The organism is Pantoea sp. SGAir0184 (assembly GCF_043544755.1).
This window is the reverse complement of the sequence record NZ_CP028050.1, coordinates 1,515,443-1,538,687: the sequence shown is the minus strand read 5'-3', so window position 1 is coordinate 1,538,687 and position 23,245 is coordinate 1,515,443. Positions and strand designations below refer to the sequence as shown.

Annotated in this window: 24 protein-coding genes and 1 tRNA gene; 14 read left to right on the top strand and 11 right to left on the bottom strand. The window is 58.0% G+C overall.

Going from position 1 to position 23,245, the window contains the following annotated elements:
• The first annotated feature begins 23 nt into the window (after positions 1 to 23).
• The 4 genes from C1N60_RS07110 to yejF are packed head-to-tail and all read left to right on the top strand — an operon-like array spanning position 24 to position 5,546.
• The gene (locus C1N60_RS07110; protein ID WP_394521581.1) at positions 24 to 1,832 is read left to right on the top strand and encodes an extracellular solute-binding protein; all 1,809 of its coding nucleotides are present in this window, start codon (positions 24 to 26) and stop codon (positions 1,830 to 1,832) included.
• A gap of 10 nt (positions 1,833 to 1,842) precedes the next feature.
• On the top strand, positions 1,843 to 2,934 hold the full coding sequence (locus tag C1N60_RS07105; protein WP_058769927.1) for a microcin C ABC transporter permease YejB: 1,092 nt from the start codon (positions 1,843 to 1,845) through the stop codon (positions 2,932 to 2,934).
• On the top strand, positions 2,934 to 3,956 hold the full coding sequence (locus tag C1N60_RS07100) for an ABC transporter permease (protein ID WP_058780318.1): 1,023 nt from the start codon (positions 2,934 to 2,936) through the stop codon (positions 3,954 to 3,956). The genes C1N60_RS07105 and C1N60_RS07100 overlap by 1 nt, the downstream gene beginning before the upstream one ends.
• Complete coding sequence (yejF, locus tag C1N60_RS07095) at positions 3,957 to 5,546, top strand: microcin C ABC transporter ATP-binding protein YejF (RefSeq protein WP_394521579.1); 1,590 nt, start codon at positions 3,957 to 3,959, stop codon at positions 5,544 to 5,546. It abuts the gene before it with no gap.
• Here the strand turns inward: yejF and C1N60_RS07090 are convergent.
• From C1N60_RS07090 to rsuA, 3 genes are all read right to left on the bottom strand, one after another.
• On the bottom strand, positions 5,540 to 5,866 hold the full coding sequence (locus C1N60_RS07090; protein WP_021509254.1) for a YejG family protein: 327 nt from the start codon (positions 5,864 to 5,866) through the stop codon (positions 5,540 to 5,542). The genes yejF and C1N60_RS07090 overlap by 7 nt on opposite strands.
• Before the next feature lie 333 nt (positions 5,867 to 6,199).
• Positions 6,200 to 7,393, bottom strand: a complete 1,194-nt coding sequence (locus tag C1N60_RS07085) for a Bcr/CflA family multidrug efflux MFS transporter (RefSeq protein WP_058780316.1) — start codon at positions 7,391 to 7,393, stop codon at positions 6,200 to 6,202.
• 12 nt (positions 7,394 to 7,405) lie between these two features.
• Entirely contained in the window at positions 7,406 to 8,128 is a 723-nt protein-coding gene (gene rsuA / locus C1N60_RS07080) for a 16S rRNA pseudouridine(516) synthase RsuA (RefSeq protein WP_088517030.1), read from the bottom strand.
• A 225-nt stretch (positions 8,129 to 8,353) separates the two neighbouring features.
• On the opposite strand from rsuA, the gene C1N60_RS07075 reads away from it, so the two are divergent.
• Entirely contained in the window at positions 8,354 to 10,108 is a 1,755-nt protein-coding gene (locus tag C1N60_RS07075; RefSeq protein WP_394521578.1) for a DEAD/DEAH box helicase, read from the top strand.
• Between the two features lie 131 nt (positions 10,109 to 10,239).
• The gene (rplY, locus tag C1N60_RS07070; protein WP_010618083.1) at positions 10,240 to 10,524 is read left to right on the top strand and encodes a 50S ribosomal protein L25; all 285 of its coding nucleotides are present in this window, start codon (positions 10,240 to 10,242) and stop codon (positions 10,522 to 10,524) included.
• Between the two features lie 64 nt (positions 10,525 to 10,588).
• Here rplY and yejK read toward each other — a convergent pair whose 3' ends face one another.
• Entirely contained in the window at positions 10,589 to 11,593 is a 1,005-nt protein-coding gene (gene yejK, locus C1N60_RS07065) for a nucleoid-associated protein YejK (RefSeq protein ID WP_021509250.1), read from the bottom strand.
• A 158-nt stretch (positions 11,594 to 11,751) separates the two neighbouring features.
• Here yejK and C1N60_RS07060 point away from each other — a divergent pair, with 158 nt between their 5' ends.
• The 4 genes from C1N60_RS07060 (at position 11,752) to C1N60_RS07045 (ending at position 14,389) form a co-directional block, all read left to right on the top strand.
• A complete protein-coding gene (locus C1N60_RS07060) occupies positions 11,752 to 11,979 on the top strand; it encodes a YejL family protein (protein ID WP_021509249.1) in 228 nt (75 codons plus the stop codon).
• A 23-nt stretch (positions 11,980 to 12,002) separates the two neighbouring features.
• Positions 12,003 to 13,751 (top strand): LPS biosynthesis-modulating metalloenzyme YejM, encoded by a 1,749-nt coding sequence (gene yejM, locus C1N60_RS07055; protein WP_021509248.1) that lies wholly within the window; start codon positions 12,003 to 12,005, stop codon positions 13,749 to 13,751.
• Between the two features lie 72 nt (positions 13,752 to 13,823).
• Positions 13,824 to 13,900: transfer RNA gene (locus C1N60_RS07050), tRNA-Pro, on the top strand.
• 162 nt (positions 13,901 to 14,062) lie between these two features.
• The gene (locus C1N60_RS07045) at positions 14,063 to 14,389 is read left to right on the top strand and encodes a four-helix bundle copper-binding protein (RefSeq protein ID WP_159378540.1); all 327 of its coding nucleotides are present in this window, start codon (positions 14,063 to 14,065) and stop codon (positions 14,387 to 14,389) included.
• Between the two features lie 33 nt (positions 14,390 to 14,422).
• Here the strand turns inward: C1N60_RS07045 and C1N60_RS07040 are convergent, their stop codons facing one another.
• Both C1N60_RS07040 and C1N60_RS07035 read right to left on the bottom strand, forming a co-directional pair.
• Positions 14,423 to 14,695 carry a hypothetical protein gene (locus tag C1N60_RS07040; RefSeq protein WP_031280046.1) on the bottom strand — a complete coding sequence of 91 codons (273 nt, stop codon included), beginning with the start codon at positions 14,693 to 14,695 and terminating at the stop codon, positions 14,423 to 14,425.
• A 142-nt stretch (positions 14,696 to 14,837) separates the two neighbouring features.
• Complete coding sequence (locus tag C1N60_RS07035) at positions 14,838 to 15,341, bottom strand: hypothetical protein (RefSeq protein WP_394521577.1); 504 nt, start codon at positions 15,339 to 15,341, stop codon at positions 14,838 to 14,840.
• A gap of 393 nt (positions 15,342 to 15,734) precedes the next feature.
• Between C1N60_RS07035 and C1N60_RS07030 the strand changes: the two genes are divergently transcribed.
• A complete protein-coding gene (locus C1N60_RS07030; RefSeq protein WP_010618078.1) occupies positions 15,735 to 15,938 on the top strand; it encodes a hypothetical protein in 204 nt (67 codons plus the stop codon).
• A gap of 76 nt (positions 15,939 to 16,014) precedes the next feature.
• Positions 16,015 to 16,740: a 4'-phosphopantetheinyl transferase family protein gene (locus C1N60_RS07025; protein ID WP_394521576.1), complete on the top strand. Its 726-nt coding sequence runs from the start codon at positions 16,015 to 16,017 to the stop codon at positions 16,738 to 16,740.
• Positions 16,741 to 16,893: 153 nt separating this feature from the next.
• Here the strand turns inward: C1N60_RS07025 and C1N60_RS07020 are convergent, their stop codons facing one another.
• The 3 genes from C1N60_RS07020 to apbE form a co-directional block, all read right to left on the bottom strand.
• A complete protein-coding gene (locus C1N60_RS07020; protein ID WP_104093079.1) occupies positions 16,894 to 18,546 on the bottom strand; it encodes a multidrug ABC transporter permease/ATP-binding protein in 1,653 nt (550 codons plus the stop codon).
• An 86-nt stretch (positions 18,547 to 18,632) separates the two neighbouring features.
• Positions 18,633 to 19,274, bottom strand: coding sequence for a DNA oxidative demethylase AlkB (gene alkB, locus C1N60_RS07015; RefSeq protein WP_394521575.1), 642 nt, complete (start codon positions 19,272 to 19,274; stop codon positions 18,633 to 18,635).
• Between the two features lie 17 nt (positions 19,275 to 19,291).
• Positions 19,292 to 20,323: an FAD:protein FMN transferase ApbE gene (gene apbE, locus C1N60_RS07010; RefSeq protein ID WP_088517034.1), complete on the bottom strand. Its 1,032-nt coding sequence runs from the start codon at positions 20,321 to 20,323 to the stop codon at positions 19,292 to 19,294.
• Between the two features lie 401 nt (positions 20,324 to 20,724).
• On the opposite strand from apbE, the gene C1N60_RS07005 reads away from it, so the two are divergent.
• Positions 20,725 to 20,880 carry a hypothetical protein gene (locus tag C1N60_RS07005; RefSeq protein WP_164861051.1) on the top strand — a complete coding sequence of 52 codons (156 nt, stop codon included), beginning with the start codon at positions 20,725 to 20,727 and terminating at the stop codon, positions 20,878 to 20,880.
• Position 20,881: 1 nt separating this feature from the next.
• Here the strand turns inward: C1N60_RS07005 and C1N60_RS07000 are convergent, their stop codons facing one another.
• Positions 20,882 to 21,337, bottom strand: coding sequence for a nuclear transport factor 2 family protein (locus C1N60_RS07000; protein WP_058758444.1), 456 nt, complete (start codon positions 21,335 to 21,337; stop codon positions 20,882 to 20,884).
• A gap of 96 nt (positions 21,338 to 21,433) precedes the next feature.
• Between C1N60_RS07000 and C1N60_RS06995 the strand changes: the two genes are divergently transcribed.
• Complete coding sequence (locus C1N60_RS06995; protein WP_394521574.1) at positions 21,434 to 21,997, top strand: TetR/AcrR family transcriptional regulator; 564 nt, start codon at positions 21,434 to 21,436, stop codon at positions 21,995 to 21,997.
• A 22-nt stretch (positions 21,998 to 22,019) separates the two neighbouring features.
• On the opposite strand, the gene ompC is transcribed toward C1N60_RS06995, so the two are convergent.
• Positions 22,020 to 23,129: a porin OmpC gene (ompC, locus tag C1N60_RS06990; RefSeq protein ID WP_031280043.1), complete on the bottom strand. Its 1,110-nt coding sequence runs from the start codon at positions 23,127 to 23,129 to the stop codon at positions 22,020 to 22,022.
• Between the last annotated feature and the right edge of the window lie 116 nt (positions 23,130 to 23,245).

The following is a 23,245-nucleotide window of genomic DNA, read 5'->3' as shown; positions in this document are numbered from 1 at the left end:
TATCACAGGAGAGCGCCCCACTTATGCTGCTTCGTCTTGCCACAGCACTACTGATGTGCAGCGCCATTGCGCCGGTGCACGCGGTCACTATCCATGAAAGCTATGCCTTTGCGAAGCTGGGCGAACCGAAATACGCGGTCAACTTCAGCCATTATGATTACGCCAATCCGGCGGCGCCAAAAGGTGGCAAGATCATCCTCGCCGTGGTGGGCACTTACGACAACTTCAACCGCTATGCGTCGCGCGGCAATCCCGGTATCGGCACTGACACGCTGTACGACGGCCTGTTTACCACCTCAGACGATGAGCCCGGCAGCTACTATCCGCTGATCGCCGAATCAGCACGCTATCCCAGCGATTATCACTGGATGGAGGTGTCGATCAATCCGCACGCGCAGTTTCAGGACGGTACACCGATCACCGCGCAGGATGTCGCCTTCACCTTCGGCAAATTCATGACCGAAGGCGTGCCGCAGTTTCGCGTGGCGTTTCGTGGCGTGCAGGTGAAAGCGCTGAACCGGCTGACGGTGCGCATTGAGATGCCCAAACCAGATAAAGACCTGGTGCTGAGCTGGATCACGCTGCCGGTGCTGCCGGAAAAATTCTGGCAGAACAAAAAATTCAATGAGCCGATTGGCTATCCGCCGCTCGCCAGCGGGCCTTACCGCGTCACTTCGTACAAATCCGGCCAGTTCATCCAGTATAGCCGGGTGAAGAACTACTGGGCGGCCGATCTGCCGGTGAACCGCGGTCGCTTTAATTTTGATACCCTGCGCTACGACTACTATCTTGATGACAACGTGGCTTTTGAAGCGTTTAAGGCCGGTGCCTATGATCTGCGCGAGGAGAGTTCGGCGAAGAAATGGGCCACACAATATCGCGGGCGCAACTTCACCAGCCACGCCATTGTGAAAGCCACCACGCCGAATGACGTCGCTACCGACACGCGCTGGCTGGCGTTCAATAACGAGAAAGCATTGTTTGCCGACCGCCGCGTGCGCGAGGCGCTGACGCTGGCGTTTGATTTTGAGTGGATGAACAAAGCGCTGTTCTACGGCGCTTACAAGCGGACCGACAGCTACTTCCAGAACACCGCTTACGCCGCTAAAGGCTATCCTGACGCCGATCAGCTGGTCCTGCTCGCGCCCTACAAGGCGCAGCTGCCTGCCGAAGTCTTTAACAACGCCTACGCGCCGCCGCACTCTGACGGCAGCGGCTTTGACCGCAACAATCTGCTGCGGGCGATGGCGCTGCTGAAGCAGGCCGGCTGGCAGATCAAAAATCAGCAGCTGGTGAACGTGAAAACCGGCCAGCCGTTTCAGTTTGAACTGTTGCTGCGCAGCGGTTCTCAGAACGACTGGGCGCTGCCGTTCCAGCACAGCCTGGCACGGCTTGGCATTACGATGACGCTGCGCCAGGTGGACAGTTCGCAATATCTGCGCCGGCTGCGCGAAGGCGATTACGACATGATTCCGTCGCTTTATCAGGCGATGCCGTGGCCTTCCACCAGCCTGCAGTATGTCTGGCAGTCGGATTACATCAGCTCCTCGTGGAACACCGCGCGGGTAAAAGATCCGCTGGTCGACCATTTCGTGCAGCAGATCGTGGCGCATCAGGGCGATGAAAAAGCGCTGCTGCCGCTCGGTCAGGCGCTGGATCGCCTGCTGCTGTGGAACGCCTACATGATTCCGATGTGGTACAACGCCGAGCAGCGGCTGGCCTGGTGGGACAAGTTTTCCCATCCGCAGATTAAACCGGCGTTTGCCACCGGGCTGGAAAACTGGTGGTACGATGTGAACAAAGCCGGTCGTTTACCGGCCGATCGACGCTGAGGAGAGCGGTTTGGGTGCTTATTTCCTGCGCAGGCTGTTGCTGATTATTCCCACGCTGTGGGCCATCATCACCCTGAATTTCTTTATCGTACAGATTGCGCCGGGCGGTCCGGTCGATCAGGCGCTGGCCAACATCCAGTTTGGTCATAGCACCGGTCTGCCTGGCAGCGGCGGCAGTGACAGCGGCGCGCGCGGTGCGCTGGTGCGCGACAATCCCGGCGACAGCCAGTACCGCGGCGCACGCGGGCTGGATCCGGAAGTGGTGGCAGAAATAACCCATCGCTACGGCTTCGATAAGCCACTGCTGCAGCGCTATGGCGAAATGCTGTGGAATTACCTGCGTTTTGACTTTGGTGACAGCCTGTTTCGTAACGCCTCGGTGCTGCAGCTGATTAAAGAGAGCCTGCCGGTGTCGATCAGCCTCGGGTTGTGGAGCACGCTGATCATCTATCTGGTGTCGATTCCGCTGGGCATCAAAAAAGCGGTGCGCAACGGCAGCGCGTTTGATATCTGGAGCAGCATCTTTATCATCATCGGCTACTCAATTCCGGCGTTTTTGTTTGCCATCATGCTGATTGTGCTGTTTGCCGGCGGCAGCTATCTCGACTGGTTCCCGCTCCGCGGCCTCACTTCGCCGCAGTTTGACACGCTGCCGTGGTACAGCAAAATCAGCGATTATGTATGGCATATCACCCTGCCGGTGCTGGCTACGGTGATTGGCGGCTTTGCTACCCTGACCATGCTGACGAAAAATTCGTTCCTTGATGAGGTGCGCAAACAGTACGTCGTCACGGCGCGCGCCAAGGGCCTGGATGAGAAGCGCATCCTCTACGGCCACGTGTTCCGCAACGCCATGCTGCTGGTGATCGCCGGGTTTCCCGCCACCTTTATCAGTATGTTTTTCACCAGCTCGGTGCTGATTGAAGTGATGTTCTCACTCAACGGCATGGGGCTGCTCGGCTATGATGCCACCATTCAGCGCGACTATCCGGTGATGTTCGGCACGCTGTATATCTTTACGCTGATTGGCCTGCTGATGAATATTCTCAGCGATCTGACCTATACGCTGGTCGATCCACGCATTGATTTTGAGGGCCGCTGATGCGTTTATCTCCCGTTAACCAGCAGCGCTGGCAGCGCTTTCGTCATAACCGGCGCGGCTACTGGTCGCTGTGGCTGTTTCTGCTCATTTTTGTGCTGTCGCTGGGCGCGGAATTATTAGCCAATGACAAACCGCTGCTGGTGCACTATCAGCAGCGCTGGTACGCACCGCTGCTGTTTAACTACAGCGAGAGCGATTTTGGCGGCCAGTTTGCCACGCCGGCCGATTACCAGGATCCGTGGCTGAAGCAACGTATTGACCAGCAGGGCTGGGCGCTGTGGGCCCCCATCCGCTTCAGCGACAGCACCATTCATTTCGCCACCGACGTGCCCTTCCCGTCACCGCCGTCCGCGCAAAACTGGCTGGGTACCGATGCTAACGGTGGCGATGTACTGGCGCGGTTGCTGTACGGCACGCGCATCTCGCTGCTGTTCGGTTTGCTGTTAACGCTGTTCTCCAGCGTGATTGGCATTGTGGTGGGTGCCCTGCAGGGCTACTTTGGCGGCCGCGTTGACCTCATCGGCCAGCGATTGATTGAAGTGTGGTCCGGCATGCCGACGCTGTTCATGCTGATTCTGCTCTCCAGCGTGATTCAGCCCAATTTCTGGTGGCTGTTACTGCTGACGGTGATCTTCGGCTGGATGAGCCTGGTGAGCGTCGTGCGCGCTGAGTTCCTGCGCACGCGTAACTTTGATTATATCCGCGCCGCGCGCGCGCTGGGCGTGAGCGATAGCCGCATCATGCTGCGCCACATGTTGCCCAACGCCATGGTCGCCACGCTCACCTTTCTGCCGTTTATCCTGTGCGGTTCGATTACTACCTTAACCTCACTGGATTTTCTCGGCTTCGGCCTGCCGGTGGGCTCGCCGTCGCTGGGCGAACTGCTGCTGCAGGGAAAAAACAATTTACAGGCACCGTGGCTTGGCCTTTCCGGCTTCTTCGCCCTCGCCCTGCTGCTGTCACTGCTGATTTTTATCGGCGAAGCGGTACGCGATGCCTTTGATCCGAGCCGGGGGCGCTAAATGAGTTTGTTAACGGTGAATCATCTGGCGGTGGCGTTCGGGCCGCGCCGCGTGGTGGAAGATATCTCGCTGCGCATTGACGCCGGCGAAACGCTGGCGCTGGTGGGCGAATCGGGATCGGGCAAGAGCGTGACGGCGCTGTCGATTATGCGTCTGCTGCCGCAGCCGCCGGTGAGTTATCCGCAGGGCGAGATCCTGTTTGACGGGCGCGATGTGTTACAGGCCAGCGAACGTGAGATGCGCGGGCTGCGCGGCAACCAGATGGCGATGATTTTTCAGGAGCCGATGGTGTCACTCAATCCGCTGCACAGCGTGGAAAAGCAGCTGTATGAAGTGCTGTCGCTGCACCGTGGCATGCGGCGTGAAGCGGCGCGCGCTGAGATTCTCAGCTGCCTCGATCGCGTAGGCATTCGCCAGGCCGCGACGCGCCTGCAGGATTTTCCGCACCAGCTGTCCGGCGGCGAGCGCCAGCGCGTGATGATCGCCATGGCCTTGCTGACCCAGCCCAAACTGCTGATTGCCGATGAGCCCACCACGGCGCTGGACGTCACGGTGCAGGCACAGATTTTACAGCTGCTGCGCGAACTGCAGCGCGAACTGAACATGGGCATGCTGTTCATTACCCACAACCTGAACATTGTGCGTCAGCTGGCCCACAGTGTGACGGTGATGCGCAACGGGCGCGAGGTGGAACACAACCGCTGTGACGCACTGTTTCGCCAGCCACAGCAGCCTTATACCCGCGAGCTGCTGGCCGCCGAGCCGGACGGCGCACCGGTGCCGCTGAACGACGCGCCGCCGCTGTTGCAGGTAACTAATTTGCAGGTGGGTTTCCCGATTCGCCGTGGACTGCTGAAGCGCACCGTGGCGGAAAAAACCGCGCTACACAATCTCAGTTTTACCCTGCGGCGCGGCGAAAGCCTCGGGTTAGTCGGCGAATCCGGGTCAGGCAAAAGCACCACCGGCCTGGCGCTGCTGCGCCTGATTGCTGCGCGCGGCGAGATCTGGTTCGACGGACAGCCGCTGCATCGGCTGAGCGCGAAGCAGCTACTGCCGCTGCGCCAGCGCATTCAGGTGGTGTTTCAGGATCCCAACTCTTCACTCAATCCGCGCATGACGGTACAGCAGGTGATTGCCGAAGGGCTGGCGGTGCACCAGCCGCAGCTCAGCGCTGCCGAACAGGAAGCCAGAGTCATTGCGGTGATGGAAGAGGTTGGCCTGGAGGCAGCGAGCCGCAGCCGCTACCCGGCGGAATTCTCTGGCGGTCAGCGCCAGCGTATCGCCATTGCCCGCGCGCTGATCCTGCAGCCGCAGCTAATCGTGCTGGATGAACCCACCTCGTCGCTGGACCGCTCGGTGCAAAAGCAGATCCTCACCCTGCTGCGCCGTTTACAGCAGCAGCATCAGCTGGCGTATCTGTTTATCAGTCACGATTTGCAGGTGGTGCGCGCGCTGTGTCATCAGCTGGTGGTGTTGCGCCAGGGTGAAGTGGTGGAACAGGGTGAATGCGAAGCGCTGTTCAACGCGCCTGCAGCAGAGTATACGCGTCAGCTGCTGGCCTCCGCGCAGGGCGAGATCGGGCCTCAGTGACCGTCAAAGGTTTCGGCGATCGCCACGCCCTGATTTTTTAGACAGCAGTTAGTGGCGCTCTCGTCGCCGCGCTGAATCAGCAAACACGGCTGCCCTTCACATTCGGCAATTTTGCACTCGACCTGAATCTGCGCCAGCGTTTCCTGTAGCTGCTGCAGGATCTCCAGCGCCGGATGGCCATCATGGCTCAGCAGGCGCAGCGCGACCAGATCCCCGTCATGCGCGCCGTTCGCTGCTTCCTGGCGTTCAATGGCGCCGGCATGTTCCAGCGACCAGCGGTAAAGTTGTGGTAAACGATGCACAACCGAGAGTTGCAGCATAGTGTTTCGGTTCCCAGAGACAGTAACGTTATTCACAACGGACGGCTTCATCGCGGTGAATCCCCACCTGGCAAGCTCAGCATACGGACGTCAAGGATAGCCTTCTCGTTTTAAGCACAAAGCGTGATGCAACTTTATTATTTGCGAGCTTTCTCGCATTTATGCCTATGTTTACCGCGTTACGCGGCGCTTAACAATCATTTTAGACGCAATGTCGTTACTTTTTTATCAATTAATTTTCACAATATGGAAACATTAGGCAGGACGATAGCGCGGAGAGAGACAAATCAGGGAGAGGAATGAACGGCGGGCCCCTGCGGGTACCCGCCAGAGTTATGCTGCGTGGCGCGGACGGGCGGCGTAGCTGAACAGCACGATTGAGACGGTAGCGCACAGCGCGATGGTGGCGACCATCGGCCAGGCGCTGTTGACACTGACCAGCGACAGTAGCGCGCCAACCAGCGCACCGACGCCAAAGCGCAGCGTACCGGCCAGCGAGGATGCGGTGCCGGCCATATGGGGAAATTCGTCAAGGATCACCGCCATCGCATTGGAGGAGACGGTCGATACGCAGCCAATAAACATTGCCACGCCAAACACCAGCGGCAGGAAACCGAGGTTAAGCGCGCTGACAATCAGCAGCCAGATGCCCATGGCAAACTGAATCAGCAGACCGAGGCGGAACATCGCCAGCGGTCCGAAACGGCGCACCGCGCGGCTGTTAATCAGCGTCATGACAAACAGAAACACCACGTTGAGGCCAAAGTAGTAGCCGAAATTCTGCGGCGACACATGGTTCACTTCAATGTAAACAAACGGCCCGGCGTTAAGAAAGGTAAACAGCCCGGCAAACGAGAAGCCGCTTGCCAGCATATAGCTGAAGGCGCGTTTGTGCCGCACCAGCGCGACAAAATTGCTCAGCGTGGTGCGCAGGTGAAAACGCTGCCGCTGCTCGGGCTTAAGCGTTTCGCGGATCTGCGTTACCACCAGCACGGTGGTAATCAGTGCGGCCAATGCCAGCGTCCAGAAGATGGCGTGCCAGTTCCACAGCAGCAGCAGCCAGCCGCCGATGATCGGGGCCAGCAGCGGCGCAATGGTGGTGATCAGCATGACAAACGACATCATGCGCGAGAAATCTTCTTTCGAATAACTGTCGCGCATCAGGGCGTTAATCACCACGCTGGCCGCGGCGGCGGAGAGCCCGTGCAGGAAACGCATCAGAATCAGCTGGTCAATGGATTGCGACAGCGCACAGGCTGCCGCCGCGCAGGCGAAAATCAGCGTGCCAAGCACAATCACCGGTTTACGTCCGTAGCTGTCGGCCAGCGGGCCATACACCAGCTGACCAATGGCGAAGCCGAGGATGTAGAGATTCAGCGTCATCTGTACGCTGCCGGCCGACACCGCGAATTCACGGGCGATTTGCGGCATTGCCGGCAGATACATATCAATGGAGAGCGGCATCAGCATCGCCAGCAATCCCAGAATCACCACTAATCCCACCGGTGAATTTTTTTCCTTACGCACCACTGTCTCCCGCTATTTGCGCTGTTTCAGTTCGTCCGGCAGGCCGATGCTGTTGATTTCCGCCTCGGTCAGTTCACGGTATTCGCCTTCACCGAGCTCGTCATCCAGCACAATCTCACCGATGCTTTCGCGATGCAGCGCCGTGACGTGGTTGCCCATCGCCGCAAACATACGTTTCACCTGGTGATAGCGCCCTTCACTGAGGGTGAGGCGCGCGGCTTTCTCATCGAGGATTTCCAGCTGCGCCGGTTTGGTCAGATCTTTCTCGTTGTGCAGCTGAATGCCGGCAGCAAATTTTTCGATCAGCCCCGCATCAAGCGGCTGCTCCAGTTCCACCAGGTAGGTTTTCTCCAGGTGATGGCGCGGAGAGGTAATGCGATGCGACCACTGACCATCATCGGTCAGCAGCACCAGCCCGGTGGTATCAATATCCAGCCGCCCTGCCGCGTGCAGTTTGAACGCCGCCGGCTCCTCAATGAAATAGAGAATGGTGGGATGATCCGGATCGTCGGTGGAGCAGACATAGCCCTGCGGTTTATTCAGCATGAAATAGCGCGGGCCCTGCTGCACCGTCAGCGGATTGCCGTCGTACTCTACGGCATCGTCCGGCAGGACTTTATACGCGGTGTCGCGCACCACTTCGCCATTGATGGTGATCTTTCTGCCACGTATTTCACGGCCGGCGATGGCACGGCTAACTTCCAGTTGCTGAGATATGAATTTGTCGAGTCGCATGAATTCGCTTTTTTGCCTGTTACTGCGGAGGGGAACTGAAACGGCGTTTGCCCGGTAAATCATTTACAGCGTAGCGCGGCGGCCACGGCATAATTGAGAGCAGGGTTAACCGTTGAAAAAGTGTGGGCAGTATAGCCTGAACCTTCGCCTGCTAATAGTGCCGATCCTGCGTTTCAGCCACTTTCATGGCATAATGCGCGTCCGTTCCAGAAAAAGCCGGTTCCCATGTCGTTTACCCTGCGCCCCTATCAGCAAGAAGCCGTTGATGCCACCGTTGCCCATTTTCGCCGCCACGCCACGCCAGCGGTGATTGTGCTGCCGACCGGCGCCGGCAAAAGCCTGGTGATCGCCGAACTGGCGCGGCTGGCGCGCGGTCGCGTGCTGGTGCTGGCTCACGTCAAAGAACTGGTGGAGCAGAACCACAGTAAATATCAGGCGTATGGCCTGCAGGCGGACATCTTCGCCGCGGGCCTGCAGCGCAAGCAGAGCGACGGTAAAGTGGTGTTCGGCAGCGTGCAATCGGTGGCGCGCAATCTGGCCAGTTTTGACAGCGCCTTTTCGCTGGTGATTGTCGATGAGTGCCATCGCATCAGCGACAACGAGGAGAGCCAGTATCAGCAGCTGTTCGCCCATCTGCGCCAGCACAATCCGCAGCTGCGTCTGCTGGGGCTGACCGCCACGCCATTCCGCCTGGGCAAAGGCTGGATTTACCAGTACCACTATCACGGCATGGTGCGCGGCGATGATAATGCGCTGTTCCGCGACTGCATCTACGAATTGCCGCTGCGCTATATGATCAAACATGGCTTTCTGGTGCCACCTGAGCGGCTGGATATGCCGGTGGTGCAGTACGATTTCAGTCGGCTGATCCCGCAGAATAATGGCCTGTTCAGTGAGGCCGATCTTAACCGTGAACTGAAACAGCAGCAGCGCGTCACGCCGCAGATCATGCGACAGATCATCGAGTTCGCTGAGACGCGCCGCGGCGTGATGGTGTTTGCCGCGACCGTTGAACACGCGCGGGAAATTCTCAGCCTGCTGCCGGAAAACAGTGCGCTGGTGTCGGCGGAAACCCCGGTGAAAGAGCGTGACCGGCTGATTCAGCAGTTCAAAGCGCAGCAGCTTAAGTTTCTGGTTAACGTGGCGGTGCTGACCACCGGCTTTGACGCGCCGCACGTCGATTTGATCGCCATTCTGCGCCCGACCGAATCGGTCAGCCTGTATCAGCAAATTGTCGGTCGCGGATTGCGGCTGGCACCGGGCAAAACCGACTGCCTGATCCTTGATTACGCCGGAAACCCGCACGATCTCTTTACGCCCGAAGTCGGCGCACCGAAAGGCGCCAGCGATAACCAGCCGGTGCAGGTGTTTTGTCCGGCCTGCGGCTTTGCCAACACCTTCTGGGGCAAGGCGACCGAAGATGGCCACGTCATTGAGCACTTTGGCCGCCGCTGTCAGGGCGTGATCGACGATGACGAGGGCAATCGCGCGCAGTGCGACTACCGTTTCCGCTTTAAAAGCTGCCCGGACTGCGGTACAGAAAATGATATCGCCGCGCGCCGCTGCCAGCAGTGCGATAAGGTGCTGGTCGACCCCGATGATATGCTGAAAGCGGCGCTGAAGCTGAAAGACGCGCGCGTACTGCGCTGCAGTGGTATGACGCTGGCGCACGGACGCGATGATAAAGGCGAGTGGCTGCAAGCCACCTATTATGATGAGGATGGCACCAGCGTCAGCGAGCGCTTTCGCCTGCGCACTGCGGCGCAGCGCACCGCCTTTGAGCAGCTGTTTATGCGGCCGCATCAGCGTGCGCCCGGCGTGGAGCTCGGCTGGCAGACCGCCGCTGATGTGGTGGCGTTACAGCCGCTGCTGCGCCATCCCGATTTTGTGGTGGCGCGCGCCAAAGGCCACTTCTGGCAGGTGCGGGAAAAAATGTTCGATTATCAGGGACGCTATCGCCGCGCCAACGAGCTGCGCTAAGCGGCGGAATCATTTGCCCCGCTGTGGCAATCCGGCTATAATGCCGCCCGCTTTTGCATCCGTAAAAGCGTATTGAATAACCGTCCTGTTGCTGGGTCGCCTGTAGCAGGAACTATAGAAGAGATCTTAAGATGTTCACTATTAATGCAGAAGTACGTAAAGAGCAGGGTAAGGGTGCGAGCCGCCGCCTGCGCGCAGCGAACAAATTCCCGGCCATCATCTATGGCGGTAAAGACGCTGCGGTTTCTATCGAACTGGACCACGACGCTGTGATGAACATGCAGGCTAAGCCTGAGTTCTACAGCGACGTGCTGACTCTGGTTGTTGACGGTAAAGAAACCAAAGTTAAAGTTCAGGCTGTTCAGCGTCACCCGTTCAAGCCAAAACTGCACCACATCGACTTCGTTCGCGCTTAATCGCTAACGGGTTGACGAAAAAACGCCGCATCTGCGGCGTTTTTTTATGGCGCAAATCCGGCGATCACTGGCCGCCGGTACGACGCTGCAGCTGATCGCGCAGATTCGGCGGCGTGCCTTTGATGGTCAGCGTATCGGTGGCCGGATCCCAGAAAATGCGCTCGCCCAGCAGCATGGCATCAAAGTTAAGCGTTAATCCCCCGCCGCTACCGGCAAATTTCGTCAGCTGACGCAGGGTGCTGCGGTCGGCCGGGAAATGCTCTTCCAGCTCATAACCCTGCTCCTGGGTAAACGCCTGAAAGGTTTTTTCGCCCAGCGGCGGCAGCTCGCTGGAGAGATCTTCCAGCGCAATCTCCTCGCCCGCCTGCAGCTGTTCATTGCAGTAGCTGTAGACCTGCTGGCGATAGTTCTGGCGCTCATTTTTATCCAGGCTGGACTCGGCACAGTAATCATCTACCGCCTGCAGCAGCCCGCGGTTCTGTGCTTTGGTATCCAGACCGACGCTGGCGCCGAGGAAATCCATGAAGAAATCGGCCACTTTGCGCCCCACGCGTCCGCGCAGGAAGGTCAGGTAGCGCGTGGATTCCGGGTTGGTTTCCCACTCGGTGAGATCGATACGCGCCACGATATCGGCATGGTTGATATCCAGATAGTGCGTGCTGCTGATGTCGAGCTGCTCATTAACGCGCATGCTCGACTGGCTGTTCAGCACCGCCACCAGCAGATACTCCACCGCCAGATAGCGATAGTGCAGAAACAGCACCACGCCGCCTTCGGCGAACGGGTATTTGCTCAGCTCGTCGCGCAGGCGTCCGGTAGCCGCACGGCTGAACGCCAGGAAGTCATCCTGCCCTTTACGGCAGTTGCGCAGCGCTTCCGCCAGCTCGCTGTCTTCATTAAACAGGCCGTAAGCCTTGCTTTTGGCGCTATAGACGCGGTGTAACTCTTCCGCCATCTCTTCTACCGCCTGCGTGGCAGGTAACAGAGTATCGCGCAGCACCAGTTCCAGCTGGTTTTCATCACGTTTGACTAACTGATGCAGGGCAATCTGGTCGATATCCAGACTCATGGTAGACTCTCCTTTTGGCTCAGGCGCGTATTCAAACACCGCCCGCAGCCGCTTTCAACTGCGCGCACAAACTGATCGTTCTGCTTGCGATAAAATTGCGGAAAAAAGTGCGTTGTTACGGTAATATACCGCGTTTTCACACTTGATTAGTCGACGATATGCCACAATCATCCCGTTACAGCGACGCGCGCGTCGAACAGCTTCTCGCGCAGCTGGCGCAGGTTCTTGAAAAAGACAAAGCGCCAACCGATCTTTCCCTGATGGTGTTGGGGAACATGGTGACCAATTTGATCAACACCGACATCGCACCGGCCCAGCGCCGCAGCCTCGCCCGCTCGTTTGCGGAAGCGCTGCAGTCTTCCGTGCGCGATGACAACGCCCACTAAATTGCAGATTTGACCTCATAAATATGGTAACCAACCGGCAGCGCTACCGTGAAAAAGTCTCCCAGATGATCAGCTGGGGGCACTGGTTTGCCCTGTTTAATATTCTGTTTGCGCTTATTTTAGGCAGCCGCTACCTGTTGGTCGCCGACTGGCCCTCTTCCCTCGCCGGCCGTATTTATGCGTTTACCAGCTGGATTGGCCATTTCAGCTTTATCGTGTTTGCCGCTTATCTGCTGATTATCTTCCCGCTGACGTTTGTCGCCATGTCGCAGCGGTTGCTGCGCGTGCTCTCCGCCGTGGTCGCCACGGCCGGGCTGACGCTGATTATGGTCGACAGCGCGGTGTTCAACCGTTTCCATCTGCACCTCAATCCGGTGGTGTGGGAACTGGTGGTCAACCCCGATCAAAGCGAGATGGCGCGCGACTGGCAGCTGATGTTTATCAGCGTACCGCTGATTTTCCTCGTTGAGATGCTATTTGCCACCTGGAGCTGGCAAAAGCTGCGCAGCCTTAACCGGCGTTCGTTTGGCAAGCCGCTGGCCGCGCTGTTTATCAGCGCCTTCTTTGCCAGTCATCTGCTGTATATCTGGGCCGACGCCAACTTCTACCGGCCGATTACCATGCAGCGTGCCAACCTGCCGCTCTCCTATCCGATGACCGCACGGCGCTTTCTGGAGCGACACGGCCTGCTGGATGCGCAGGAGTATCAGCGCCGTCTGGTGCAACAGGGCGATCCGGAAGCGCTGTCGGTGCAGTATCCGCTCAGCGATATTACGTTCCGCGATGGCGGAACGCGCCACAACCTGCTGATTCTGACGGTGGACGGACTGAACAATGCCACGGTGGATAAAGCGCTGCCGTCGCTCAATCAGTTCGCCAGTGAAAATGTGCGCTTTACCCAGCATTACAGCGCCGGACTGCAGCCGGAAAAAGGCCTGTTCGGCCTGTTCTATGGTATCTCCTCCAGCTACATGGACGGCGTGCTGGCGGCGCGCATGCCCTCTGCCCTGCTCGGCGCGCTGAACAGCCAGGGTTATCAGTTCGGCCTGTTCTCTTCCGATGGCTTTAGCCAGCCGCTGTACCGTCAGGCGCTGCTGGCGGATTACAGCCTGCCGCAGGCTGATACCCAGCCCAACAGCACCACGGTGACGCAGTGGCAGAACTGGCTCAATGGTCAGAAAGGCGGCGCGCCCTGGTTCTCATGGATCGCGCTCAACGGCGTGACGGTAACCGGCGACAGCACCAAAGCGCGCCAGCGCAGCTATATGCGCCAGGCGACAGGCGTGGATGAACAAATCGCAACGGTGCTGCATACGCTGCAGCAGAATGATGCGCTGAAGAATACCGTGGTGGTGATCACGGCGCAGCGCGCCATTACCTTCGACAACAGCGATAATCCGGGCAACCGCGCGACGCTGCAGGTGCCGCTGGTGGTGCACTGGCCGAATACCCCGGCGCAGAGCATCGATCGCCTGACAGATCAGCAGGATGTGATGACCACGCTGATGCAGCGCCTGCTGCACGTGCGCACTAATCCGGTTAACTATTCACAGGGTGAAGATCTGTTTGCCGCGCAGCGCAGCCATAACTGGGTCGCCAGCAGTGAAGATGGCAAACTGGTGGTGACCACGCCAACGGTGACGCTGGTGCTCAGCAACAACGGTAACTACAGCGCGTACGATGCCCAGGGCAAAGAGCTGAAAGATCATAAACCTCAGCTGGCGCTACTGTTGCAGGTGCTGACGGAAGAGAAACGGTTCACGGCAAACTGATTAATTATGAGGCAGTTAAGCTGCCGGCATATTGCAATCGCCAACGGAACCAGTAGTATAACCCTCCACGTTCGGCACGTAGCGCAGCCTGGTAGCGCACTGTCATGGGGTGTCAGGGGTCGGAGGTTCAAATCCTCTCGTGCCGACCAAAATCCCAAACAAAAGCAGCCTTTATGGCTGCTTTTTTATTTTCTGCTGTAAAATCGCGGCGTTAAGCACAGCGCGGTAATAAATCCTAACGCTTTCCTTCATTGCATAATGACCAATCCTTTCCAGGCTTAAACGGTTAATCACCAATGCAAGGAGGAAACATGCTTGATGAATATAAACGCTGCGTGGAGGCTTGTTATCTGTGCGCAGCCGCGTGCGACCACTGCGCAACATCCTGTCTGGATGAGGAAAATGTGGAGATGATGCGCGAATGCATCAGGCTGGATATGCAGTGCGCCAATACCTGTCGCCTCACGGCGCAGTTCATGGCGCTAAACAGTGCATCGGTGCAGCAGCTCTGTCAGTTCTGCGCCGACATCTGCCAGCAGTGCGCGCAGGCGTGCCAGCAGCATCAACACCAGCACTGCCAGCAATGCGCTCAGGCCTGTCAGCGCTGTGCAGAAGAGTGCCGTAAAATGGCGGCATGATGCCAGCAGGATTGAGATTCGCTGCGGCGAGTCTCAATCGTTAACGCTGAGTGAAACCTCTGCCTCGCAGGGTTGCACCAGAATCAGTGGGCATTTCTTCACCTTACACGCCTGCGAATAAGCCAGCTCGCACACTTCGCAGATATCGCGTACGTCCGACTCATATTCATACTCCATGAAGTAGCGAAACGTACCGCTGCGCGTGTCACTGCGCCAGAAGCGTTGCGGTTCCAGTATTTCATCCAGCTGCCTGAAGGTCAGGGCTGAGGGGTTGTGAAAACCCACTCTTACACGATATTTAGTCATGCCCTGATAATTATCGAGTTTCCGCTGCGTTGCCAGCCGGAAACAATTCTCGCTGGGATAGGGAAAATCTTTGCTGTGGATAACGCATCGGGTGCCGCAACCAAACGCGCGACGATCGCGGCACAGATGAACGGCTAAACCGTCAGCGTTTGATTTTTAAATCATCATCCCAGCGGTCTGCCGCCGCGTGCGCGGGATCGTGATCCTGCAGCAAAAACTCGCCGTTTTGCTGGGCGATCTGCTCACCGGTATCCGTAATCGCGTTTTGAATAAACACCTTTGCCTGCGCGCCATTCACAAAGGTGAGCTGATGGAAGGCGGTTTTGTTACCCCAGTCTTTTGACGGCGTTGAAATATAGCGGATGGTGTAACTCTGGTCCTCAACGCTGCCCTGCATCACGTAGAGGCCATAATGATTTTCGCCCTGCGACAGGATTTTATACACCCCGTTGCTGTAGTAATAAATCACCGCATCCGGGAACGGCTTTTCATCATAGAGTTTGCGGTAGTGCAGTTTATGCACAAAGGTGGGTTTGCCGGGCACCATTTCAATATTGCCCTGCGCATTCTGGAAGCTGAGATCTGCTGCCTGTGCAGCGCCTACGCTCATGCAACCCAGTAACATTATGCCAGCCAGTTTTTGCATCGTTCGCTCCTTAGCCTCTTCGTCAGCCACCAGCATGTTACGCCCATGCTTTACCCCGGTTAAACGAAGCGGCTATTGATGTGTGATGGGCTTCATAATACAGCCATCACCGAGAGGATAGAGATGGAAAATGACCGCGCCATTACCGCGCCAGACGCGGCTATTCGTCACCTCTGCGACAGGCCCTGACCTTACTGTTCAGGGTGCAAAATCCTGCAGCATAATCTCGCATCACACTTCATTCATGCTGCGAAACAGGTACTTAACTGAAGTCAGCAAAGCCAACCGGGATCACGTTTTTACTGATTTGTGACAGCAATTCATTAAAGTGAAACAAAAATGTCACAGATTTCCCCTACCCTAAAGCTCCCGTTTATTTGATGGAATCTCGTTATGGTCATCAAAGCAAAAAACCTGCAGGATGCGGAAGAACTCCTGCACTCAGGCATCAGCAAAGTGGAGCTGGCGTATGATATTGGCAGCGATGATTTCTTCCGCCTGGCGAGCCACTGGTGTGACCGTGGTGCACGCATTACCAAAGGCCACCACCATTTTGTGGTGCAGATGAAGAGCTTCGCTATCCCGCCAAATCGCTAACCCGCCGCAGCCTTTTCGGCTTGCTCTGCCCGCGGCTGACTGGTAAAACACGCTTTTCCATCAGCCGTTACTCGTTATGTTCTCAGCCGAAACGCCCCTGCCGCTGCCCGCTTGTGGTTTTATCACCGCCGCTGGCCACACCGCTGAATCGCTGTCGCTGGCGTGGTGCCGCTTTGATCGGCAACAGTGGCACGCCGCTTTACCTGCGCAGTGGCAACTGCCGCTGCCGTCCGCGCTACAGCAGGCAGCCAGCAAACGCAAAATTGAATATCTCGCCAGCCGCTGGCTGGTGCGGCAACAGCTGGCGCAGCTGGGAATCTCTGATTTTGTGCTGCACAACGCGCCGGATCGCTCACCGTGCTGGCCGGCAGGCATTCGTGCTTCACTGTCGCACAGCCATGACTGCGTGGTGATGGCCGCGACGCGCGAGGCATTGTATGTGGGTATTGATGTTGAGCAGGTGATGGCAGAGGAAACCGCGCAGGACACGGCGGAACTGCTGATGAACGCGCAGGAGCGCGCGCTGCTCGAGGGCCAGCCGCTGCCCTTTGCGCAGGCGGCAACGCTGCTGTTTTCGCTGAAAGAGAGTCTTTATAAGGCGCTATGGCCGCGGCTGCATCAGCCCATGGCGTTTCATCAGGCTGCGCTGATAGATCTCGACCTGCCGCAGCAGCGCGCGCGGCTGCAGCTGTGTCAGGATTTCAGCGCGGAATTTACCCGCAGCACCGTGCTGGACGCACGCTTCTGGCTGCATCCGGCGCGCGTGGTCACACTGCTCACTCACCCGGCCTGCACGCAATAAAAAACCGGCGCGGAATGAGCCCGGGCCGGTGACAACACAAGACGACAGAAGTGTTCCAGGGAGGCAGAGACGAGGATCTCTGCTGCCATTCACTGTATCCCGCTGACAACGTCCTGCCCAATAAGGGTTTTTGCTAAGCTTTGCCGCCAGCCGTCAATGGCCGGTATCGGTGCGTTTGACAGCGTCCAGCGTGGCCATTTCGCGCTCGCGGCCAGTCAGCTCGCTTAACTGCCCATCGCGCATTTCCAGCAGCCGATCGGCATGAATAAAGTAGTGATCGTCATGGCTGATGGCGAACACGGTTTTGCCGGACGCCTGAAGCCACGGCAGCAGCTCGCGGTAGAAGATGCGGCGGAAGTGCGGGTCCTGATCGGCCGCCCACTCATCGAGCAGCAGGATATCGCGCTCCTCCGCCGCCGCCAGCAGCAGAGCAAGGCGCTTGCTCTGCCCTTTCGACAGCTGCAGGTTGAGTACCCGGTTGCCTTCCAGCTTGAGCTTGTCCTGCATTTTCAGCCGTTCCAGCCACTGCTGCACCAGCGCCGGATTAGCCGGCTCACCACCGCGACGAATCAAACGGTCAAACAGGTGCACGTCAGTGAATACCGCCGAAAAGTGCTGGCGATAAGCATCAAGGTTATGCCAATCCACCTCTTTACCGTCCAGCAGCAGGTGGCCTGAATGCGGCTGATACAGCCCGGTCAGCAGCATCGCCAGCGTGGATTTACCGCTGCCGTTACCGCCAATCAGAAACACCAGTTCACCGCGGCGCAGCGTCAGGTTGATCGGCCCGACGGCAAAACCGTGCTCGCCATAATGGAAACAGACGTCGCGCAGCTCCAGCGTCTGCCAGTCGCTCACCGTCGGCAGCGCGTTGAATCCGGCGCTATAAGGGGCCAGATCGAAGGTATTAATTTTCCGCAATGCCACCTGTGCGCTGAGCAGCGTCGGCAGCGCGCCTACTGCCGCCAGCAGCGGCGTGCGCAGGAACAGCAGCGTCAGCGAATAGGTCGCGGCGACAGCGGTATTGGCCCAGCCGAGACCGTTGGCCATGAAGAACACAATACCAATCGCGCCGAGCATCATAATGTTCGACCAGTTCACGGCGCTGAGATGGAAGGTATCGGCGCGCACAATGTGACGACGATAATCCGTGGCATTTTCCTGATACACGGTGTCGTAAATCAGTTGGGCGCGCTCGCGGTTAAGCTGCAGCTCTTTGCGCCCTTCAATGATGGTCTGAAAATCGCGGTACAGCTCGTCCTCGATGTCGCGCAGCTTCGCCATGTGCTGATAGACGCGCGACACCAGCAGCCAGCCGCCGATCAGCGTCACCACCAGCCACAGCGTGGTGATCAACAGCATTTGCGGTGACAGCCACGCCAGATAGATCGCGGAACCCAGCGTAATAATGATGCCCTGAATCAGCTCCGGCAGGCGCACAAACGCGATAGTGATGGCACGCACGTCGCTGGTCAGGCCGGCCAGCAGCTGAGCGTTACCAATCTGCTCAATGCGTTCAACCCGGGTATCCAGAATACGTTTGATAAACTCACCGCGCAGCCGCCAGACAAAATGGTGGCCGAGCTGAGTCAGCGCCAGCTGCGATGCCAGCGTCACCGCCATCAGCAGAAACAGCTGGGCGAGAAAGCCCGGCAGCACGGTGAGCGAGGTATTAACTGCCACGATCAGTTCATTATTGATGTAGGCGATCAGCCCGATACCCAGCGCGGCGCTGAGCAGCGTCAGCACAATCACGCCGATAAACGGCCAGCGGTACTGGCGAAAAACAACCTGAAGCAATGCCATTAAAAATTATCCAGAGGTCAACCAGGCAGCCTGCAGTTTAATGGCGCCTCGGGTGAAGGCAAGAATAATTCTCATCCGTTTTACGGTTACTGGGCGCGGCGGAATGTCAGGTTGTAACGGAACGCGCCAGCCTGCGGATGGATGCCCGCTTTTAGCGGCAAAATGCCGTGATAGCGCAGGCGCGACGGACCGCCCCACACCACGATATCGCCGTGCTCCAGCAGCACGCGCTGCGTTGCATCGCCACGCTCGAAACCGCCAAACTGAAAAACGGCCGGCAGGCCAAGCGACACCGAGACAATCGGCTGGCGTAAGACTTTCTCATCCTTATCCTGATGCAGCGTCAGTTTGGCACCGGGCTCATAGCGATTAATCAGGCAGGCATCCGGATTGAAACCGGCAAAGCCGGCCTCCTGCGCGGTCTGCTGCGCCAGCGTGCGGAACAGCGCGGGCATCGGCGGCCATTTACGGCCGCTGCTGACATCCTGTTCGGTGTACTGGTAACCGCGCGAATCGGTCGACCAGCCAAAATCACCGCAGTTGGTCATGGCGACTGACATGCGATGTCCACCCGGCGTGATGCGATGGGCAAACGGGTTAAGGGCCGCGACGTCATGAATCGCCGCCAGCAGCGCATCGGCCTGCTCGCGCGCCCGGCGACGCAGAATCACCGCGCCCTCAGCCAGCGGTTCCTGCCATGGCGCGTCTTCACTAAATAGATCCAGCACAGTTACCTCCTGTCAGGTCAGGGCTGATCGATAAGAAACGATTTGAACTGTGGCGACATCCAGTGGCTGAAGCCGTCGCCCTGCTTCGTAATCAGATACACCGCCAGATGCTGTTTCAGCGCCAGCGCTTTGGCACGCTCGGTGCCGAGCACCATCAGCCCGGTGTCCCAGCCGTCGGCTTCCAGCGCGGTGGTGGCTATCACCGTGGCTGAGACCAGCCGGTGATCGATGGGTCGGCCGCTGGCCGGATCGATCACGTGCGAGATGCGTTTGCCATCCAGTTCATAATAGTTGCGATAGCTGCCGGAGGTGCTGATTCCGTGCCCCTGCAGATCAACGCGTGCCTCCACGGCGTTCTCGCGATCGGTCGGTTTCTGGATGGCTACCCGCCACGGCTGCTGGCTGGCATTCAGGCCGCGACTCAGCACCGCCCCGCCCACCGACACCAGATAATTAGTGATGCCCTGCTGCTCCATCAGCCGCGCCAGGTGATCGGTGGCGTAGCCTTCGCCCATGGTGGAGAGATCGACATACAGGCCAGGCAGATCTTTCTGCAGCCACTGGCCGTTGACCGTTTCAATCACGCGCAGGTGCTGCAGGCCGGTCTGCGCTTTGGCGGCGGCGATGGCGGCATCCGATGGTGTGTGCGCCGGCTGCTGCGCCGGGCCAAAGCCCCACAGATTCACCAGCGGCCCGACGGTAATGTCCATCGCGCCGCCGGTCAGCTGGCCAATACGCAGCGCGCGGGTGACGATATCGGCCATATCGGCACTGACCGGCTGGGGATCCTGTCCCTGATACTGGTTGAAGCGCGACAGCACCGAGTCCTTTTTCCAGGTAGAGAGTTCGCCATCGTCGCGATCGAGCTGCTGCTGAATTGCCTGCTGCAGCGCGGCCTTACGCTGAGCATCCACGCCCGCCAGACTCACGCGCCACACCGTTCCCATGGTTTTGCCTTCCAGCACCAGCGCCTGCTGCGCCGTTTTTTGCTCGCACCCGCTCAGCAGCAGTGCTACCATGCCTGTCAGCAGAATGTTCTGAAAATTCATCAATTCCTCGTCTGTAACTCATTACTACAGCCTATTACAAAGCATAACTCGCTTGTAAAACCGTCTAAAGCTGCTTGAAGTTGATCGCTGGCTGGCACAGCATACTGCGTTCCTGCACGAGAATCCTTACAGGAGCGACAGATGATTTATATGATTCTTGCTATTACCGCCGGGTTATTTGCTTACGGAAGCTTCCGTTGCTGGCAGCACTATCGCCACCGCCTGATTCAGCACTATCCGTCGCGCCGACGTTAAGGCATTGCACCAGCGTCGTGCATCCTGCACCGCTTCAGCGCTGGCGCAGTGTAACAAAGCGGCCGCGGGGTGCGTGGCGCTGAGAGCGGTGGCATGGCATGAATTGTGCAGCGTTGATGGTGGGTTGAACATCAGCGAGGTGCAAGATGAGTAAGGCAACAGAACAACAGGATAAATGGCAGCGCTGGCTGAGCTTTTCCGCCTTTACGCTGGCGGGCGTGGCGCTGGAAGGCAGCCTGCCGCCTGCCACCACATCCCCGCAGCAGGCGGCAAAGGCCAGACGCTGGCGCAACGCGCCGTAAATTACAGACCCAGCTCGCTCAGGCCCGGATGATCGTCCGGGCGTCTGCCAGCCGGCCAGTGAAACAGCCGCGCTTCAGCGCTAATCGGCAAATCGTTGATGCAGGCGAAGCGCTGAATCATCAGACCATCGGCACCAAAGTGCCAGTTTTCATTGCCGTAGCTGCGGAACCAGTTGCCGCTGTCATCGCGCCACTCATAGGCAAAACGCACCGCCAGCTTATCGTGGTGCCACGCCCATAACTCTTTAATCAACCGATAATCCAGCTCGCGGGCCCATTTGCGCTGCAGAAAGGTCACGACGTCCGCGCGACCGTTAACGAATTCGCTGCGATTGCGCCAGCGGGTATCTTCACTGTAAACCTGCGACACGCGCTGCGGATCGCAGCTGTTCCAGGCATCTTCCGCCATACGCACTTTTTCTAAGGCACTTTGATGATCGAACGGGGGGATGAGCATTTTTATCTCCTGATGATGTAGACAGATCTGTCTACTTGATTCATCCTGCCGTATGTAGACAATTCTGTCTACCCCCGTAAACAGGAATTTTTTCTTATGCTCGCACCCCTGCTGTTTGATGCCAGCGCCAGCGCGCGTGACCGCATCCTGCTCAGCGCGCAACAGTTGTTTTATGCGCAAGGCATCCGTGCTACCGGCATCGATAAAGTGATTGCCGCGGCTGGCGTGACCAAAGTGACCTTCTACCGCCACTTTCCGGCCAAAAATGACTTAATTCTGGCGTTTCTGCAGCAGCGCCATCAGCGCTGGATGAGCGGCTTTCGCAGCGCGCTGGCGCAGCAGCCTGCCATCAACGTGGCGCTGCCGGCGGCGTTACTGAGCTGGTTTCAGGAGGAGGATTTTCGCGGCTGTGCGTTTATTAATAGCGCGGCAGAACTGGCTGATACCCTGCCGGAAGCGAGCGCCCTGATTCGCCAGCACAAGCGGGAGATGGCGGCCGCCATTGCCGAAAGACTCAGCGCGGCGCAGCAGGATAAAACCGGGCAGATCGTGTTGCTGGTGGATGGCGCAATCGTGCAGGTTCAGATGGGGGAAGCGGCGCAGCAGGTGACGACAACGCTGCAGGCGGCGCTGAACGCGCTGCTGGAGAGCAGAGCGTGACCCGCAGGCCACGCTCTCTGGCTTAGAACTGGTAAACCAGGCCCAGCGCAACGATGTCGTCGGTGTTGATACCGGCCGCATCGGTGAAGTTGTTGTCGTCCAGCAGGTTGATCTGGTAATCAACATAGGTCGACATGTTTTTGTTGAAGTAATAGGTCGCACCCACGTCGACATATTTTTTCAGGTTCTGGCTGCCGTAACCTTCGATATCGCTGCCGCGTGAGGAGACGAAGGCCAGCGACGGACGCAGACCGAAGTCAAACTGATACTGTGCCACCAGTTCCCAGTTGTCCGCTTTGTTGGCATAGCCGTACGCAGCGGAATCCACCGCGCCGAAGCGGGTTGCGTTGTAAGAACGGGTGTACATCGCCGCCAGATACACGTTGTTAGCGTCATATTTCAGACCGCCGGTGTAGGCTTCGGCTTTATCACCGCGACCAAGAATGCCTGGCGCGTTGCCGTTCTGATTGTTGGTACGGTCAGACTGGAACATCGCCGCACCCAGACCGAAGCCGGAGCCCAGATCATAGGTGGTGCTCAGACCCCAGCCGTCGCCGTTCTCACCCAGGACATCACGACCGGAAGAGGATTCGGTTGGGTTGTCGTTTTTGCCCTGATACTGCACGGCAAAGTTCCAGCCATCCACCAGGCCGAAGAAGTTGCTGTTGCGGTAAGTCGCCAGGCCGTTGCTGCGCTGGAACATGAAGTTGTCCGCGCCGTAGGTGTCACCACCAAACTCCGGCAGCACATCAGTCCAGGCGCCGATGTCATACAGTACGCCGTAGTTACGGCCGTAGTCGAACGAGCCCGCATCACCGAATTTCAGACCGGCGAAGCCGACACGGGTGTAGCTGTTAGCGGTGCCCTGCGATTCTGCGGTGTTCAGCGCAGCCTGGTACTCCCACTGACCGTAGCCGGTCAGTTGGTCGGTCACCTGAGTTTCACCTTTAAAACCAAAACGCAGGTAAGACTGGTCACCGTCCTGGCCATCGTTGTCCGAGAAATAGTGCAGGCCGTCTACTTTGCCGTAGAGGTCTAATTTGTTGCCATCTTTGTTATAAATTTCAGCTGCGCTTGCTGAGCCTGCCACCAGCAATGCAGGAATCATCAGGGAGAGAACGCGACGTTTCATTTTATTACCCTCTGTAATGTGCCTTTTATATGTGCCACTGCTAACTGAATGCTTAAAAATTCAGCCGGCAAGCCATTGTTATTTTATGGAGAGCAATAATCTATCACGAAAATGAT

What these genes read in the sequence shown, in the direction of transcription:
- C1N60_RS07020 (WP_104093079.1), bottom strand. Translation starts at nt 18,546, where the DNA reads ATGGCATTGCTTCAGGTTGTTTTTCGCCAGTACCGCTGGCCGTTTATC.
- yejK (WP_021509250.1), bottom strand. Translation starts at nt 11,593, where the DNA reads ATGAGTCTGGATATCGACCAGATTGCCCTGCATCAGTTAGTCAAACGT.
- C1N60_RS07110 (WP_394521581.1), top strand. Translation starts at nt 24, where the DNA reads ATGCTGCTTCGTCTTGCCACAGCACTACTGATGTGCAGCGCCATTGCG.
- apbE (WP_088517034.1), bottom strand. Translation starts at nt 20,323, where the DNA reads ATGAATTTTCAGAACATTCTGCTGACAGGCATGGTAGCACTGCTGCTG.
- C1N60_RS07075 (WP_394521578.1), top strand. Translation starts at nt 8,354, where the DNA reads ATGTCGTTTACCCTGCGCCCCTATCAGCAAGAAGCCGTTGATGCCACC.
- C1N60_RS06995 (WP_394521574.1), top strand. Translation starts at nt 21,434, where the DNA reads ATGCTCGCACCCCTGCTGTTTGATGCCAGCGCCAGCGCGCGTGACCGC.
- yejM (WP_021509248.1), top strand. Translation starts at nt 12,003, where the DNA reads ATGGTAACCAACCGGCAGCGCTACCGTGAAAAAGTCTCCCAGATGATC.
- rplY (WP_010618083.1), top strand. Translation starts at nt 10,240, where the DNA reads ATGTTCACTATTAATGCAGAAGTACGTAAAGAGCAGGGTAAGGGTGCG.
- C1N60_RS07100 (WP_058780318.1), top strand. Translation starts at nt 2,934, where the DNA reads ATGCGTTTATCTCCCGTTAACCAGCAGCGCTGGCAGCGCTTTCGTCAT.
- C1N60_RS07045 (WP_159378540.1), top strand. Translation starts at nt 14,063, where the DNA reads ATGCTTGATGAATATAAACGCTGCGTGGAGGCTTGTTATCTGTGCGCA.
- ompC (WP_031280043.1), bottom strand. Translation starts at nt 23,129, where the DNA reads ATGAAACGTCGCGTTCTCTCCCTGATGATTCCTGCATTGCTGGTGGCA.
- C1N60_RS07060 (WP_021509249.1), top strand. Translation starts at nt 11,752, where the DNA reads ATGCCACAATCATCCCGTTACAGCGACGCGCGCGTCGAACAGCTTCTC.
- C1N60_RS07090 (WP_021509254.1), bottom strand. Translation starts at nt 5,866, where the DNA reads ATGCTGCAACTCTCGGTTGTGCATCGTTTACCACAACTTTACCGCTGG.
- C1N60_RS07040 (WP_031280046.1), bottom strand. Translation starts at nt 14,695, where the DNA reads ATGACTAAATATCGTGTAAGAGTGGGTTTTCACAACCCCTCAGCCCTG.
- yejF (WP_394521579.1), top strand. Translation starts at nt 3,957, where the DNA reads ATGAGTTTGTTAACGGTGAATCATCTGGCGGTGGCGTTCGGGCCGCGC.
- C1N60_RS07035 (WP_394521577.1), bottom strand. Translation starts at nt 15,341, where the DNA reads ATGCAAAAACTGGCTGGCATAATGTTACTGGGTTGCATGAGCGTAGGC.
- rsuA (WP_088517030.1), bottom strand. Translation starts at nt 8,128, where the DNA reads ATGCGACTCGACAAATTCATATCTCAGCAACTGGAAGTTAGCCGTGCC.
- C1N60_RS07005 (WP_164861051.1), top strand. Translation starts at nt 20,725, where the DNA reads ATGAGTAAGGCAACAGAACAACAGGATAAATGGCAGCGCTGGCTGAGC.
- C1N60_RS07000 (WP_058758444.1), bottom strand. Translation starts at nt 21,337, where the DNA reads ATGCTCATCCCCCCGTTCGATCATCAAAGTGCCTTAGAAAAAGTGCGT.
- C1N60_RS07030 (WP_010618078.1), top strand. Translation starts at nt 15,735, where the DNA reads ATGGTCATCAAAGCAAAAAACCTGCAGGATGCGGAAGAACTCCTGCAC.
- C1N60_RS07025 (WP_394521576.1), top strand. Translation starts at nt 16,015, where the DNA reads ATGTTCTCAGCCGAAACGCCCCTGCCGCTGCCCGCTTGTGGTTTTATC.